The sequence below is a fragment of the Kitasatospora sp. NPDC086801 genome (assembly GCF_044745805.1).
Classification (GTDB): domain Bacteria; phylum Actinomycetota; class Actinomycetes; order Streptomycetales; family Streptomycetaceae; genus Kitasatospora.
In genome coordinates this window covers 36186-50731 of the sequence record NZ_JBIVAX010000052.1, presented here as the reverse complement: position 1 = coordinate 50731, position 14546 = coordinate 36186, and the positions used below count along the sequence as shown (strand labels likewise).

The following is a 14546-nucleotide window of genomic DNA, read 5'->3' as shown; positions in this document are numbered from 1 at the left end:
CCGGGAGCTGCAGTTACTCCTCGCCACCTGGGCCGGCGCCTGCCCCACCTGCCATCGCGACATCCGCATACCCACACGGACCTGACCAAGCACTAGTAGTGCTCGGCGGTGGATTCCCGGCCCGTGCCGCCGATCGGGCCGAGGGGCCTCATGTCGCCATTTGTGGAGCAGTACGGGAAGCCGTGCGGGAAGTGGTACGGGAAGTAGTACGGGAAGGGAAAAGCAAAGGCGTAGGCATTGCTCGGGAAGCGTCCGGTGGAATTCAGCGCGGCACGCGGTGCTGCCACTCCCGGGCGAACACCACCGAGCCGGCCTCCAGCGCCCGCAACTGCACGATGCTGAGGAAGTGCCCGGCGTCGCAGCGCAGTTGGGCGCGGGTCTGGACGGTGACGTCCCAGCCGATGTCGGGGCGTTCGAGGCGCACGGTGTGGTCGGTGCGGGCCTGGGCGCTGAGCGGGGCGTCGGTGAGCACCCGGTAGGCCGTGACGGTGTGCTCGTCGCGGACCAGGCCGTCGGGGTGGGTGCGGGTGCCGTCGGTGGCGGGGGAGAGTTCGGCGCGCCATTCCCGGCGGCCGATGTCGTGCACGGTGACGTGCTCGGGCCGGGCGGTGAGCGGCTCGGTGAGGTGGATGTCCAGCGGCTCGGGCAGGGCGGGGGCCGCGAAGGCGACGGGGGCGGCGCCGATGTCGGCGGCGAGGTGGCGGGCGGGCAGGGTGAGGGCGGAGCGGGACGGGTCGAGCGCGTAGCCGGCGCCGTCCGGGGTGGGCCACACCCACGGCCAGTAGACCGAGGAGAGGGCGAGCCGCAGCCGGTGCCCGGCCGGGACGGTGCCGGCGCAGGCGGCGAGTTCGACGTCCGCGTCGGGGCCGGTGGCGACCAGGACGCCCCGGGTGAGCAGCGTGGAGGTGCCGTCCGGGCCGACGGCGCAGAGCCGGGCGGTGATCTGGGCGGGCGGGCCGCCCTCGCGCAGGCGCAGCCGTACGGTCGGGGCGCCGAGCACTTCGACGGGTTCGGGCAGCGGCTGGGAGTCGAAGCAGACCGAGCGGCCGTCCTCCTCGCGCTGGTCGGGCGGCTGGTCGGCGGGGCGCCCGAGCGGGACGTAGGCGCCGGCGTTGAGGCCGGTGTGCTGCGGGGAGCGGACGCGGACGTGGCGGTCGTCGGAGGCGGTGCCGGCGGTGCGCAGCGGGCCGTCGAGGCCGTAGTGGATCTCCCGGACGTCGGGGGAGGGCCAGGACTCCTCGCTGGTCCAGCGGGTGTCGATCCAGCTGCGCAGGGCGGGTTCCTGAAGGGCGCCGGTGTCGAGGTCGCGCAGCCAGTGGTCCCACCAGCGCAGGGTCTCGGGCAGGGTGTCCTCGGGCAGGCCGTGCGGCCAGGGGCCGAGCAGGGCGCGGGCGGTGGGGGAGGTGGCGAGCAGGCGCAGCACGAAGGAGCAGGACGGGTCGCCCCAGCCGGCCACGGCGAAGGTGGGGGCGGGCACGGGGACGGTGGTCTCGCCGGCGGCGAGCCAGGCTTCGACGGGCGGGTCCAGGGACTCCAGGCGGGCCAGCCAGCCGGTGCGCCAGGCGTCGCCGACGTGCCGGGGGTCGGGCGGGAGGGCGGCGCCGGCGACCAGGGCGGTGAGCCGGGTGTGCAGGTCGGCGGCGAGCAGGGCGCCGCCGAGGCGGTGGCCGCCCTCGGGGCAGACGGTGACCACGGCGCCGACGGTGTCGGGGGCGCGGGCGGCGAGCAGCAGGGCGGTGGTGCCGGCGGCGCCGACGCCGAGCAGGCCGACCCGGCCGCTGCACCAGGGGCGGCGGGCGAGCCAGTCGAGGACGGCGGCGCCGTCGTCGAGTTCCCGGTCGCCGCCGGGTTCGCCGGGCAGGCCGTCGGAGTTGCCGTGGCCGCGGGTGTCGACCCGGACCGAGCCGTAGCCGTGGCCGGCGTACCAGGGGTGGCGGCGGGCGTCCTCGGCGGCGGTGAGATCGGTGAGCCGGCCGGCGGAGTACTCCAGCAGGGCGGGGACGGGTTCCTCGCTGACCGGGCGCCACAGCCGGGCGGCCAGCCGGGTGCCGTCGGGCAGCGGGATGCGGACGTCCTCGCGGGTGGTGCGGAAGGGGTAGGACGGCATGGCCGCTCCCATCGGATCCCGGGCCGGTGAGCGCCGGCGGGCCCGTGGCGCGTACGGGGAGCGCGCCGCGGGCGTCGACATCTCGACCCTAGGGGAGGAATCATCCGATTTCCTGACGAAGCCCCCGTCGGAAGGCGTGCACTCGCCGTCGCGCGCCCCTCACCCGCGCCCGAGTGCCCCAGTCCGCCGCGGACCGGTATTTGCGCATGACTTGCAACTACTTCCCCGGCGGGGGAAAGATGGCCCAGCTTCGCCCGGACCACCCGAAAGGACCACAGGATGTCCAGCCCCGCCGCAGGTGCCCCGCCCGTCAGATGGCGTGACCGGCTCACCCGGGAGGAGTGGATGCGCCTGGCCGGGATGGGCGGCTTCATCCTCGTGCTGCACGTGGTCGGCTGGTTCACCCTGCTCGCGCTGGTCGCGCCCGAGCACTACGACGTCGGCGGCCAGGTGTTCGGCGCGGGCATGGGCCTGACCGCCTACACCCTCGGGATGCGGCACGCCTTCGACGCGGACCACATCGCGGCGATCGACAACACCACCCGCAAGCTGATGGGCCAGGGCAAGCGGCCCCTGTCGGTCGGCTTCTGGTTCTCGCTCGGGCACTCCTCGATCGTCTTCGGCCTGTGCGCGCTGCTCGCCTTCGGCATCCGCTCGCTGGCCGGGCAGGTGGAGTCCGACGACTCGACCCTGCACCAGGCCACCGGTCTGATCGGCACCGCCGTGTCGGGGACGTTCCTGCTGCTCCTCGGCCTGATCAACCTGGGCGCCTTCAACGGCATCCTCAAGGTGTTCCGCCGGATGCGCGTGGGCGAGTACGACGAGGCCGAGCTGGAGCGCCAGTTGGAGCGTCGCGGGCTGATGAACCGGATCCTCGGCCGGGTGACCAGGACCGTCACCAAGCCCTGGCACATGTACCCGGTGGGCCTGCTGTTCGGCCTCGGCTTCGACACCGCCACCGAGGTGTCGCTGCTGGTGCTGGCCGGCGGCGCGGCGGCGTTCTCGCTGCCCTGGTACGCGCTGCTCACGCTGCCGATCCTGTTCGCGGCCGGGATGAGCCTGCTGGACACCATCGACGGCTCGTTCATGAACTTCGCCTACGAGTGGGCCTTCTCCAAGCCGGTCCGCAAGATCTACTACAACCTGACCGTCACCGGCCTGTCGGTGCTGGTCGCGCTGGTGATCGGCCTGGTCGAGCTGATCGGCCTGCTCGGCGAGAAGCTGGACATCACCAGCGGCCCGATCGCCTGGATCGGCGGGCTGGACCTCAACTTCGTCGGCTACGCGATCGTCGGCCTGTTCGTGCTGACCTGGGTCGCGGCGATCGCCTACTGGAAGTTCGGCAAGGTCGAGGAGAAGTGGTCGGCCGGCCTGGCCGCCGCGGCCGCCAAGTCGGAGTAGCGACGGGGCGGAGGGGGCGGTGACCGGAGTCCGGTCGCCGCCCCCTCGGCGTTCCGGGGCCTACCGCAGCGCGGCGAGCACCGCGTCCGCCATCACCTTCTCGCCGGTGGCGTTCGGGTGGAACGGCACGGCGGGCGAGCCGGGCAGCGCGCCCTCGATCCAGCGGTCGTCGGAGCACACGTCGTGCCCGGCGGTGGGCGTGGCGGTGTCGACGTACGTCGCGCCGCCGGCGGCCGCGGTGGCCTTGAGTGCGGCGTTCAGCTTGTCGAGCACGCCGTGCATGTACTCGACGTCGCCCGGGGTCACGGGCTGGCGCAGGACGCACGAGCGGCCGTCGGCGGGCAGGACGGACGGGTAGCCGACCAGCAGCACCCGGGCCCGCGGCGCCTTGGCGCGGATGCGCCGCAGCGTGTCGGCGACCTGCGGCGCGATGCCGGTGCTGATCCGCTCCGCCAGGTCGTCGTTGCCGTACTGCCAGGACCAGCTGCTCCAGTCCCAGTAGCCGTGGTGGTAGACGTCCTTGCAGGGCGTGCCGAGCGGGTTGACGACCGCGCCGGCGATGCAGGTGGCGACGAGTTCGCCGAGGCCGAGGTCGCTGGCCGCGAGGTCGTTGCCGCCGATGCCGAGGGTGACCAGGTCGGTGTCGGGGGTCACCGCGTCCAGCTGCGGGTCGTTGACCCGGAGGAAGGCGTCGTACTGCGGCTGCGTCATGGCCTTGACCTTGGCGGCGGCGCAGGTGACGTCGGTGTACGCGCCGGCCTTCAGGGCGGCGGCGGCCAGGTGGCCGTAGTTGCGGTCGGACCGCAGGCACAGGCCGGCCGACTGGCCGGGCACGCCCGCGCCGGCGGCGTAGGAGTCGCCGAGCGCCACGAGGTGCTTCGGCGCCGGGGCGGCGGCCTGGGCGTTGGTGGAGGTGAGCGCGAGGGCGGCGCCCAGGGCGACGGAGGCGAGTGCGGTGGAGCTGCGCAGGCGTCGGGGTTTCCGGGCAGGGCGGAGCACGGTTCCTCCTGGGGGGAGAGAAACGACGGGTGGGGGTCGGGCCGGGCCACGGCTACTCGCAGGTAAGTTACTTGTTGGTTTCGTGGACGTCCATGCCGTGCACGGAAATTTCCGAAATTCCGTCAGATCGCATTTCGCATTTCGCTCCACCGGGTATCGAAGGCATTTCCGAAACGGTGTGGAGCGGAATTGCCGCAGTCGGTTGTTACCGGCCGGTTGACCGGACGTCACCACAGGCCGCAGTATCGGGCGCACAGCGACGGCGCCCACCCCCCGCGCGCCGTCCAGCCCGCCGCGACGGAGGACTGCGCATGGCCCTGGACGCCGACGTCATCGTCATCGGAGCAGGACTCGCCGGACTCGCCGCCACCGCCGAACTCGCCGACGCCGGACGGAAGGTGATCCTGCTCGACCAGGAGCCCGCGACCTCGCTCGGCGGCCAGGCGCACTGGTCCTTCGGCGGCCTCTTCCTGGTCGACTCGCCCGAGCAGCGCCGGATGCGGATCCGCGACTCGCACGCCCTGGCCCGGCAGGACTGGCTCGGCACCGCCGGTTTCGACCGGCCCGAGGACGCCTGGCCGCGCCGCTGGGCCGAGGCCTACGTCGACTTCGCGGCCGGCGAGAAGCGCTCCTGGCTGCACGGCCTGGGCGTCCGGTTCTTCCCCGTCGTCGGCTGGGCCGAGCGCGGCGGCCTCCTCGCCGACGGCCCGGGCAACTCGGTGCCCCGCTTCCACATCACCTGGGGTACCGGGCCCGGACTGCTGGAGCCCTTCGTCCGCCGGGTCCGCTCCGCCGCCGCCCGGGGGCTGGTCGACCTGCGCTTCCGGCACCGGGTCACCGGCCTGGCCGCCACCGCGGGCGTCACCGACACCGTCACCGGCGAGGTGCTGGTGCCCAGCGCGGCGGCCCGCGGCGAGGCCAGCTCGCGGGAGGCGGCCGGACGGTTCGAACTGCGCGCCCAGGCCGTGATCGTGACCTCCGGCGGCATCGGCGGCAACCACGACCTCGTCCGCAAGGCCTGGCCCGCCCGGCTCGGCACCCCGCCCGCCAAACTGCTCTCCGGCGTCCCCGCCCACGTCGACGGGCTGATGCTCGGCATCGCCGGCGACGCCGGGGCCAGCCTCATCAACGGCGACCGGATGTGGCACTACACCGAGGGCATCGAGAACTGGGACCCGATCTGGGCCCGGCACGGCATCCGCATCCTGCCCGGCCCGTCCTCGCTCTGGCTGGACGCGCGCGGCAACCGGCTGCCCGTCCCGCTCTTCCCCGGCTTCGACACCCTCGGCACGCTCGACCACATCATGTCCACCGGGTACGGGCACACCTGGTTCGTGCTCAACCAGCGCATCATCGAGAAGGAGTTCACCCTCTCCGGCTCCGAGCAGAACCCGGACCTGACCGGGAAGTCCGTGCGCGGCGTCCTCGGCCGCGCCCTGCCCGGCGCCCCCGGGCCGGTCCGGGGCCACCTGCGGCACGGGCCCGACTTCGTCGTCGCGAGCACCCTCGCGGACCTCGCCCGCGGCATGAACGCCAGGACCCGCGAGGCGCTGATCGACCCCGCCGAACTGCGCCGCACCGTCGAGGCCCGCGACCGGCAGTTCGCCAACCCCTTCGCCAAGGACCTCCAGGTCACCGCCGTCCACGGTGCCCGCCGCTACCTCGGCGACAAGCTGATCCGGGTGGCCCGGCCGCACCGCATCCTCGACCCCGGTGCCGCCCCGCTGATCGCCGTCCGGCTCAACATCCTCACCCGCAAGTCCCTCGGCGGCCTGGAGACCGACCTCTCCGCGCGCGTCCTGCGCCCCGACGGCGAACCCCTCCCGGGCGTCTACGCCGCCGGCGAGGCCGCCGGCTTCGGCGGCGGCGGCGTCCACGGCTACCGCTCCCTGGAGGGCACCTTCCTCGGCGGCTGCCTCTTCTCCGGCCGTACTGCCGGGCGCGCGGCGGCGGAGGCGACGGCGTAGGCGGAGACGGTGGCGACGGCGTGGGTGGCGACGGCGTGGGCCCGGCGCGGGCTCAGCGCTCGTCGGTGAGGCCCAGGCGCAGGTACTCGACGTGGTAGACGGCCTGGTCGAGGAGGGCGGCGACGTGGTCGTCGTGCAGGGAGTAGACCACCGAACGGCCGCGGCGCTCGCCGACGACCAGGCCGAGGTTGCGCAGTAGCCGCAGCTGGTGGGAGCAGGCGGACTGCTCCATGCCCACGGCGTCGGCGAGTTCGGTGGCGGCGCGCGGCCCCTCGCGCAGTTCGGCGAGGATCAGCAGCCGGGAGGGGGTGGCCAGCGCCTGGAGGGTGGTCGCGACCTTGGCCGCGTTGGAGGCGTCCAGGCGCATCCGCGGTACGGCTTTCTCGGTGGTCGCGTGTCCCATGGGGGCATCCTACGGACCGCCGCCGAACCCCGGCACCCGGCGGTGAGGTCGGGGGCGCCCGGTAGGCTGCGCGTGCAGAGCGCGCCCCGTGACCAGGAGGAGTTCCAGAGCCGATGAGCCGCCGAGACCGGGACCGCAAGCAGGCGTCCGCCTCCCCGGTGACCGTCACCGTCTGCCGGGGCTGCTGCTGCGGCACCGAGGCCAAGCACCCGGGGGTGGACCACGCCGGGCAGTACGAGCGGCTGCGGGCGGCGGTGGGGGCGGCGGGCCGGGTCCGCGCGGTCACGTGCCTGGACGTGTGCACCCAGTCCAACGTGGTGGTGGTCGGCCCCTCCGGGGAGGGGCGGGCCGCGGGCGGCCGTCCGGTCTGGCTGGGCTTCGTGCTGGCGGACGACATGATCGACGAGATAGCCGCCTGGGTGCACGCGGGCGGTCCCGGGCTGGCCGATCCGCCCGGACTGCTCGACCTCCAGCTGATCTCGGTGTCCCGCCGGGTCCGCGAAGGCCTGGCGGAGTAGCGGCGCGGTGGAGCTGATCCGTCCTCATCGCGGTTGGGAGTCCGAGGGGTTGGCCGGTCCGGCGGCCGAGGAGGATCCGCTGGACGCCGCCCTCGGCGGTCCCACTACCATGACCGGTGGCTGCCAGCGGTTCCGCCCAGGGAGGACGACGATGACGACGGTCTGCCGCATCTGCGCGGGCACCGGCCGGACCGCCGGCCTCAGCTGCCGGACCTGCCAGGGCACCGGCACCACCGAGGTGGGCGGCGGGGGCGGCAACTGCTTCCTCTGCGACGGCACCGGGGTGTACGTCCGCTACCGGGTGGACGCGACCGGCGCCAAGCACGCCTACCGGGACGAGATCTGCCGCACCTGCGACGGCACCGGCAACCGGGCCCCCACCACCTGGGACGAGCCCTCCGGCTGAGCGCCCCGTCCGCGGCGGTGCCGACGGGGGCTCAGGCCGTGCCGCGGGCCGGGGCCATGATCCGGGGTTGGCCCGGTGCGAGCGCGTTCTTTACCTGATCATGGTCGAACATTGGCGTTCGAATGGGCGGCGCGCTGCGGCCCGTTCACCCCGCGTCCGTGTGCGGTCAACGCGCCGCTGGAAGAGTCCCGCGCATGGATATCCCTCACATGGGCGTACCGGCCAAGCTCGTCGACCGCATGAGCACGGCCGAGCAGCACGAGTACCTGCGGGCCCGCTTCTCCCGCCGCCGGATGCTGCGCGCCGGCGCCGTGACCGTCGGTGCCGTCGCCGTCGGCGGTGCGCTGGGCGGTGGAACGGCCTTCGCGGCGCCGACGAGCCCGCAGCTGCTGACCGGTGCCGCGACGGCCGGCGTCGACGGTTCGCTGGTCGCGCCGATCGGGCGCCACCTCCAGTTCGGCCCCGAGCCGGACACCCAGTTCCGCGTCTCCTGGCAGGTCCCGGCGCCGGTCAAGAAGCCGTTCCTGCGCTACGGCAGGACCCCGTGGGAGCTCAGCCACAAGCTCCAGGCCGAGGTCCGCGCCCTGCACACCCCGGCGCTGACCCCGAACAGCCAGCCGGTGGACCAGTACTACCTGCACGTGGCGCTGGAGGACCTGCACCCCGACACCACCTACTACTACGGTGTCGGCCACGAGGGCTTCGACCCGGCCTCGCAGCAGCAGATCTCCACCCTGCACACCTTCCGCACCGCGCCCTCCCGCGACCACCGCTGGGGCAAGGTCTACGAGCCGTTCACCTTCACCGCCTTCGGCGACCAGGGCGTCAGCTCGCACGCGGCCGGCAACGACCACGTCATCAAGGCCCAGAAGCCGTCCTTCCACCTGCACGCCGGCGACATCTGCTACGCCGACCCGGCCGGTTCCGGCACGGACCCCGACAAGTCCGTCTTCAACGCGAAGACCTGGGACGACTTCCTGGTGCAGACCGAGACGGTCGCCGCCGAGATCCCGTGGATGGTCGCGTACGGCAACCACGACATCGAGGCCTGGTACTCGCCCAACGGGTACGGCGGCGAGAACACCCGCTTCTTCCTCCCGGACAACGGCCCGGACCCGCGCAAGGTCCCCGGCGTCTACACCTTCCGCTACAAGAACGTCGGCGTCATCTCCCTCGACGCCAACGACGTCTCCTACGAGATCCCGGCGAACCTGGGCATCTCGGCGAACAAGCAGACCAAGTGGCTGGAGCGCACCCTCAAGGACCTGCGCAACGACGAGACCATCGACTTCGTCGTGGTCTTCTTCCACCACTGCGCCTTCTCCACCACCGTCGCGCACGCCTCCGAGGGCGGTGTCCGCGAGGCCTGGGTGCCGCTGTTCGAGAAGTTCCGGGTCGACCTGGTCATCAACGGCCACAACCACATCTACGAGCGCACCGACGCGATCCTCGGCAACAAGGTCTCGAAGCAGGTGCCGAGCGGCGCCACCATCGAGCCGGCGAAGGACGGCGTCGTCTACGTGACCGCGGGCGCGGCCGGCCGCAGCCTGTACAAGTTCGACGTGCCGGACACCTACGAGGGGCACGAGAACCACCAGGACGAGGTGAAGACCTACTACTGGGGCAAGGGCAAGACGAAGGTGCCCGAGACCATCCAGTGGTCGCGGGTGCGCTACACCGGCTACTCCTTCATCAAGGTCGACGTCACCCCGGCCCACCTGGGCCAGAAGTCGTCCATGAAGGTGACCGCGCTGGCCGAGGACGGCACGCAGATCGACAACTACACGATCCTGCGCAAGGTCGGCGAGGGCTGGGACTCCGACCGCGACGACGACGGTCAGGGCGGCGGCTGGGGCTGGTAGCCCCCGAACCGGCTTGCCGGGCCCCGGCGTTGAGGAGTCCGCACCTCGACGCCGGGGCCCCGTGCGTGGAGAACCCCGTGCGTGGAGGGCCCAGTGCGCTCAGCGCCGGGGCCCGTACATGATCACCGCGACCCCGGCCAGGCAGACCAGCGCGCCCACCACGTCGTAGCGGGTCGGCCGGAAGCCGTCCACGACCACGCCCCAGAGCAGCGACCCGGCGACGAACACCCCGCCGTACGCGGCCAGCACCCGGCCGAAGTGACTGTCCGGCTGGAGCGCCGCGACGAAGCCGTACCCGCCGAGCACCACCACCCCAACCCCGGCCAGCCACCACGGCCGCTGCTCGCGCACGCTCTGCCAGATCAGCCAGCAGCCGCCGATCTCGGCGAGGGCGGCGACGACGAACAGGGCGACGGAACGCAGGACGGTCATGACCGGCAAGCCTAGGCGTCAGGACTGGCGGTACGTCGCGAGGAAGCGCCCGATGCGGTTGATGGCCGTCTCCAGGTCGTCGGCGCGGGGCAGGGTGACGAAGCGGAAGTGGTCCGGGCGGGGCCAGTTGAAGCCGGTGCCCTGGACGACGTGGATCTTCTCGCGGAGCAGCAGGTCCAGCACGAACCGCTCGTCGTCGACGATCCGGTGCACCGCCGGGTCGAGCCGGGCGAAGGCGTACAGGGCGCCCTTGGGCTTGACGCAGCTGACGCCGGGAATCTCGTTGAGGGCCTTGAAGGCGACATCGCGCTGTTCGGTGAGCCGGCCGCCGGGCAGCACCAGGTCGTTGATGGACTGGTGGCCGCCGAGCGCGGCCTGGACGGCGAACTGGGCGGGCACGTTGGGGCACAGCCGCATGCCGGAGAGCATGGTCAGGCCCTCCAGGTAGTCGGTGGCGTGCTGCTTGGGCCCGGAGACGACCAGCCAGCCGCTGCGGAAGCCGGCCACCCGGTAGGCCTTGGAGAGGCCGTTGAAGGTGAGGGTGAGGACGTCGTCGGCGAGGGCGGCGAGGCAGTGGTGCTCGGTGTCGTCGTAGAGGATCTTGTCGTAGATCTCGTCGGCCAGGACCATCAGCTGGTGGCGGCGGGCGAGGTCGAGGATGCCCTCCAGCAGTTCCTTCGGGTAGACCGCGCCGGTGGGGTTGTTGGGGTTGATGACGACGATGGCCTTGGTGCGGGCGGTGATCTTGGCGGCGATGTCGTCGAGGTCCGGGTACCAGTCGGCCTGCTCGTCGCACAGGTAGTGCACGGCCTTGCCGCCGGCCAGCCGGACCACGGCCGTCCACAGCGGGTAGTCCGGCATCGGGACGAGCACCTCGTCGCCGTCGTCGACGAGCGCGGTGACGGCCATCTGGATCAGTTCGGAGACGCCGTTGCCGAGGTAGACGTCGTTGACGCCGACCCCGGTCACGCCGCGTTGCTGGTAGTACTGCACCACCGCGCGGCGGGCGGGCAGGATGCCGCGCGAGTCGCTGTAGCCGTGCGCCTTGGGCAGGTTGCGGATGATGTCCTGGACGATCTCCTCGGGCGCCTCGAAGCCGAACGCGGCCGGGTTGCCGGTGTTCAGCCGCAGCACGCTGTGCCCGGCCTCCTCCAGGGCGTTGGCCTGGTCGACCACCGGGCCGCGGATCTCGTAGCACACGTCATTCAGCTTGCTGGACTGCCGAAACTCCACTGCGGCCTCCCGACCGTCACCACCCGCATCGTTGCTGATGCTTTGTTCTACCAAGTTGGCACTTGGAAAGTCCAACCTTTTGGCTATGCTGATCCACATGTCACGCCGAAGCTACGACCAGTACTGCGCCGTCGCCCGCGCCCTGGACGCGGTGGGGGAGCGCTGGAGCCTCCTGATCGTCCGTGAACTCCTCGGCGGCCCGCGCCGCTACACCGACCTGCACGCCGACCTGCCCGGCGTCTCCACCGACATCCTCGCCGCCCGGCTCAAGCAGCTGGAGGGCGACGGCCTGGCCCTGCGCCGCCGACTCGAACGGCCCGCCAACGCCACCGTCTACGAGCTCACCGAACGAGGCCGCGAACTGCGCCCGGTGATCGAGGCACTGGGGGAGTGGGGCCTGCCCGCCCTCGGCGAGCAGCGGCCCACCGACGCCGTCCGCGAGCACTGGTTCACCCCCCGCACGGCGGACGACGGGGCGCCCGTCGCGGGTTAGGTGCCGGTGCCGGTGCCGGGGTCCGATGCCGGCGCCCGGACCGGCCGCGCGTAGCATCGTCGGGCCACGGAGTCATCGGAGGAGAGCGGAGACCGCCCGTGCCCACCACCTACCGCAGTTACGTCGCCGTCGGGGACTCCTTCACCGAGGGCATGTGCGACGACCTGCTGCCCGACGGCCACTACCGGGGCTGGGCCGACCGGGTCGCCGACGCGCTCGCCGCAGAGGTCCGGGGCGGCGGGACCGGAGACGGCGAAGGGTTCCGGTACGCCAACCTCGCCGTCCGCGGCAAGCTCATCGGCCAGATCCACGACGAGCAGCTCGCCACCGCCACCGCGATGGGCGCCGACCTCGTGACCCTCGCCGGCGGCCTCAACGACGTGCTGCGCCCCGGCTGCGACCTCGCCCGGGTCGAGCGGCTGCTCGGCCGCTGCGCCGACGGGCTGCGCGCCACCGGCGCCACCGTCGTGCTGTTCACCAGCACCGACCCGACCCGCAGGATGGCGGGCAGCGCCCGGCTGCTCCCGGCCGTCCTGCGGATGAAGGCCTTCGTGCACGAGCTCGGCCAGGACGAGGGCGTCGCCGTCGTCGACCTGTTCTCCGCCCCCTGCTTCGACGACCGCCGGCTCTGGGGCGAGGACCGCCTGCACCTGTCGCCCGAGGGTCACCGCCGGGTCGCCGAAGGGGTGCTGGAGGCGCTCGGCCGCCCCGCCGCCTTCGACTGGCGGGCCCCGCTGCCGCCCGCCGCCCCGACCGGCCGGGCCGAGCGGCTGCGCGCCGACGCCCGCTGGCTGGGCGGCCACCTGGGGCCGTGGATCGGCCGCCGGCTCACCGGGCGTTCCTCCGGCGACGGCCGACTGCCGAAGCGGGCCGAGCTGCTGCCCTACCCGGCCTCGGGCCCGGTCTCGGCTTCGGCTTCAGCCTCGGCTCCGGTCTCGGCTTCGGGTTCGTAGACCAGGCTCGCCATCGGGGAGCGGGTGGTCCAGCCGAGCGAGGTGTAGAGCGCCCGGCCGTCCGGGGTGCCGACCAGGACGGCGGTGTCGGCGCCCGCCTCGCGCCCGGCGTTCTGCAGGGTCCGCATCACCAGGGCGCCCAGGCCCCGGCGCTGGTGCTCGGGCGCGGTCAGGATCTGGTCCGGGACGGCCACGGTGCCGGCCAGACCCGCCTGGCCGCGCGCGGCGAGGTGTCCGGCCTCGGTGCGGACCAGGGCCCGGACGATCCCGCCCCGGCTCCAGGTGGTGACGGTGTAGCCGGCCGGCACCTCGGGCCGTTCGGCGGCCAGCGGGGCGGTCATCAGGTACCCCGGCTGGTCGAACCGCCACTGCGGGCCCAGCCAGGGCCGGACGACGGCGTCCTCGGTGAACAGCTTCAGCCAGGTGCCCGGCGCGGTGGTGGCCTCGACGATCTTGCGGACGTCGGCCTCGGTCGGTTCCGGCAGCACGTGCCGGGCGACGTGGCCGACCACGCCGACGTCGATCGTCCAGCCCCAGGGCTCGTCCACCGCTTCGGCCGCGCCGCGCGAGACGCTCCAGCCGGCGATCCACATCCGGACGAGTTCGTTGATGGTCGGCTCCTGCACTCCTACCCCCGATGCGTCATGGGTGCACTGCGTCATAGGTGCGCTGTGTAATAGGTGCACCGCAGATAGACACCTTACCGGTGGTGGGGTGGCCGTGGCCAGCGCACAGTACGCTTGGCGGTTCGACGCACCGGACCGGCCGGTGCCCACGCCGGAAGGACCACGCGACGTGCGCGAGACCGAGCCGCCGCAGCACCCCACGGCGGCTCAGCCGACCGAACTGCGCTCCGACTGCGGCAGCTGCTTCGGCCTCTGCTGCGTCGCCCTGCCCTTCGCCGCCAGCACCGACTTCGCGATCGACAAGGCCGCCGGCAGCCCGTGCCGCAACCTGCAGACCGACTTCAGCTGCGGCATCCACGAACGGCTCCGCGACCGGGGCTTCCCGGGCTGCACCGTCTACGACTGCTTCGGCGCCGGGCAGCGCGTCTCCCAGGTCACCTTCGGCGGCCGCAGCTGGCGCGAGGCGCCGGCCGACGGCAAGCCCATGTACGACGTCTTCCCGGTGGTGCGGCAGCTCCACGAACTGCTCTGGTACCTCACCGAGGCGCTCGGCTACGCCCCCGCCCGCCCGGTCCACGCCGACCTGCGGCAGGCCCTGGAGGAGACCGACCGGCTCGCCGGCGGCACCCCCGAGGAGATCCTCGCCGTCGACGTCCCCGCCCACCGGCAGCGCGTCAGCGACCTGCTGCTGCGCGCCAGCGAACTCGTCCGCGCCGCCGTCCCGCGCCGTCGCGAACACCGTGGCGCCGACCTCTTCGGTGCCCGCCTGCGCGGCGCCGACCTGCGCGGGGCCAACCTGCGCGGCGCCCTGCTCGTCGCCGCCGACCTCGGCGGTGCGGACCTGCGCCTCGCCGACCTCGTCGGCGCCGACCTGCGGGACGCGGACCTCTCCGGAGCCGACCTCACCGAGGCCCTCTTCCTCACCCAGGCCCAGCTGAACGCGGCCCGCGGCGATGCCACCACCCGCCTGCCCGCCGCCCTCGCCCGCCCCGCCCACTGGCCCGCCACGGCCCCCGCCACGGCGGCCGCCACCGGCACGCGGGCCCCCCGCAAGCCGCGCAACGGCGGCCGCCCGGGCGGGCCGCGCCGCCGCTGAGGCCGGTCACGACAGCGGTCGAGCCCGCCCGGCAGGTGTCTGCCGGGCGG

13 protein-coding genes and 1 pseudogene are annotated in these 14546 nt (G+C 73.3%); 8 read left to right on the top strand and 6 right to left on the bottom strand.

Going from position 1 to position 14546, the window contains the following annotated elements:
• Nucleotides 1-262: 262 nt before the first annotated feature.
• A complete protein-coding gene (locus ACIPLC_RS34150; RefSeq protein ID WP_400476928.1) occupies nucleotides 263-2107 on the bottom strand; it encodes a CocE/NonD family hydrolase in 1845 nt (614 codons plus the stop codon).
• Nucleotides 2108-2386: 279 nt separating this feature from the next.
• Between ACIPLC_RS34150 and ACIPLC_RS34145 the strand changes: the two genes are divergently transcribed.
• Nucleotides 2387-3508 carry a HoxN/HupN/NixA family nickel/cobalt transporter gene (locus ACIPLC_RS34145; RefSeq protein ID WP_400476927.1) on the top strand — a complete coding sequence of 374 codons (1122 nt, stop codon included), beginning with the start codon at nucleotides 2387-2389 and terminating at the stop codon, nucleotides 3506-3508.
• Nucleotides 3509-3568: 60 nt separating this feature from the next.
• Here the strand turns inward: ACIPLC_RS34145 and ACIPLC_RS34140 are convergent, their stop codons facing one another.
• Nucleotides 3569-4507, bottom strand: coding sequence for an SGNH/GDSL hydrolase family protein (locus ACIPLC_RS34140; RefSeq protein WP_400476926.1), 939 nt, complete (start codon nucleotides 4505-4507; stop codon nucleotides 3569-3571).
• A 311-nt stretch (nucleotides 4508-4818) separates the two neighbouring features.
• On the opposite strand from ACIPLC_RS34140, the gene ACIPLC_RS34135 reads away from it, so the two are divergent.
• Nucleotides 4819-6474: an FAD-binding dehydrogenase gene (locus ACIPLC_RS34135; RefSeq protein ID WP_400476925.1), complete on the top strand. Its 1656-nt coding sequence runs from the start codon at nucleotides 4819-4821 to the stop codon at nucleotides 6472-6474.
• Nucleotides 6475-6526: 52 nt separating this feature from the next.
• Here the strand turns inward: ACIPLC_RS34135 and ACIPLC_RS34130 are convergent, their stop codons facing one another.
• Entirely contained in the window at nucleotides 6527-6877 is a 351-nt protein-coding gene (locus tag ACIPLC_RS34130) for an ArsR/SmtB family transcription factor (protein ID WP_400476924.1), read from the bottom strand.
• A gap of 113 nt (nucleotides 6878-6990) precedes the next feature.
• On the opposite strand from ACIPLC_RS34130, the gene ACIPLC_RS34125 reads away from it, so the two are divergent.
• The 3 genes from ACIPLC_RS34125 (at nucleotide 6991) to ACIPLC_RS34115 (ending at nucleotide 9663) form a co-directional block, all read left to right on the top strand.
• Nucleotides 6991-7395, top strand: coding sequence for a (2Fe-2S) ferredoxin domain-containing protein (locus ACIPLC_RS34125; protein ID WP_400476923.1), 405 nt, complete (start codon nucleotides 6991-6993; stop codon nucleotides 7393-7395).
• A gap of 151 nt (nucleotides 7396-7546) precedes the next feature.
• Entirely contained in the window at nucleotides 7547-7801 is a 255-nt protein-coding gene (locus ACIPLC_RS34120; protein ID WP_400476922.1) for a hypothetical protein, read from the top strand.
• Between the two features lie 194 nt (nucleotides 7802-7995).
• On the top strand, nucleotides 7996-9663 hold the full coding sequence (locus ACIPLC_RS34115) for a purple acid phosphatase family protein (protein ID WP_400476921.1): 1668 nt from the start codon (nucleotides 7996-7998) through the stop codon (nucleotides 9661-9663).
• A 99-nt stretch (nucleotides 9664-9762) separates the two neighbouring features.
• On the opposite strand, the gene ACIPLC_RS34110 is transcribed toward ACIPLC_RS34115, so the two are convergent.
• Both ACIPLC_RS34110 and ACIPLC_RS34105 read right to left on the bottom strand, forming a co-directional pair.
• The gene (locus ACIPLC_RS34110) at nucleotides 9763-10095 is read right to left on the bottom strand and encodes a YnfA family protein (RefSeq protein WP_400476920.1); all 333 of its coding nucleotides are present in this window, start codon (nucleotides 10093-10095) and stop codon (nucleotides 9763-9765) included.
• Nucleotides 10096-10113: 18 nt separating this feature from the next.
• The gene (locus tag ACIPLC_RS34105) at nucleotides 10114-11328 is read right to left on the bottom strand and encodes a pyridoxal phosphate-dependent aminotransferase (protein ID WP_400476919.1); all 1215 of its coding nucleotides are present in this window, start codon (nucleotides 11326-11328) and stop codon (nucleotides 10114-10116) included.
• Between the two features lie 97 nt (nucleotides 11329-11425).
• Here ACIPLC_RS34105 and ACIPLC_RS34100 point away from each other — a divergent pair.
• Both ACIPLC_RS34100 and ACIPLC_RS34095 read left to right on the top strand, forming a co-directional pair.
• Nucleotides 11426-11779: pseudogene (locus ACIPLC_RS34100) on the top strand (winged helix-turn-helix transcriptional regulator); the annotation flags it as partial.
• Nucleotides 11780-11919: 140 nt separating this feature from the next.
• Complete coding sequence (locus ACIPLC_RS34095) at nucleotides 11920-12774, top strand: SGNH/GDSL hydrolase family protein (RefSeq protein ID WP_400476918.1); 855 nt, start codon at nucleotides 11920-11922, stop codon at nucleotides 12772-12774.
• Here ACIPLC_RS34095 and ACIPLC_RS34090 read toward each other — a convergent pair.
• Nucleotides 12705-13400, bottom strand: a complete 696-nt coding sequence (locus ACIPLC_RS34090; RefSeq protein ID WP_400476917.1) for a GNAT family N-acetyltransferase — start codon at nucleotides 13398-13400, stop codon at nucleotides 12705-12707. The two genes, ACIPLC_RS34095 and ACIPLC_RS34090, sit on opposite strands and share 70 nt — an antisense overlap.
• Before the next feature lie 169 nt (nucleotides 13401-13569).
• On the opposite strand from ACIPLC_RS34090, the gene ACIPLC_RS34085 reads away from it, so the two are divergent.
• Entirely contained in the window at nucleotides 13570-14496 is a 927-nt protein-coding gene (locus ACIPLC_RS34085; protein WP_400476916.1) for a pentapeptide repeat-containing protein, read from the top strand.
• The last annotated feature ends 50 nt before the right edge of the window (nucleotides 14497-14546 follow it).

Excerpts from the sequence above, each read along its gene's own strand:
- ACIPLC_RS34130 (WP_400476924.1), bottom strand. The coding sequence starts at position 6,877 with ATGGGACACGCGACCACCGAGAAAGCCGTACCGCGGATGCGCCTGGAC.
- ACIPLC_RS34150 (WP_400476928.1), bottom strand. The coding sequence starts at position 2,107 with ATGCCGTCCTACCCCTTCCGCACCACCCGCGAGGACGTCCGCATCCCG.
- ACIPLC_RS34120 (WP_400476922.1), top strand. The coding sequence starts at position 7,547 with ATGACGACGGTCTGCCGCATCTGCGCGGGCACCGGCCGGACCGCCGGC.
- ACIPLC_RS34125 (WP_400476923.1), top strand. The coding sequence starts at position 6,991 with ATGAGCCGCCGAGACCGGGACCGCAAGCAGGCGTCCGCCTCCCCGGTG.
- ACIPLC_RS34145 (WP_400476927.1), top strand. The coding sequence starts at position 2,387 with ATGTCCAGCCCCGCCGCAGGTGCCCCGCCCGTCAGATGGCGTGACCGG.
- ACIPLC_RS34135 (WP_400476925.1), top strand. The coding sequence starts at position 4,819 with ATGGCCCTGGACGCCGACGTCATCGTCATCGGAGCAGGACTCGCCGGA.
- ACIPLC_RS34115 (WP_400476921.1), top strand. The coding sequence starts at position 7,996 with ATGGATATCCCTCACATGGGCGTACCGGCCAAGCTCGTCGACCGCATG.
- ACIPLC_RS34110 (WP_400476920.1), bottom strand. The coding sequence starts at position 10,095 with ATGACCGTCCTGCGTTCCGTCGCCCTGTTCGTCGTCGCCGCCCTCGCC.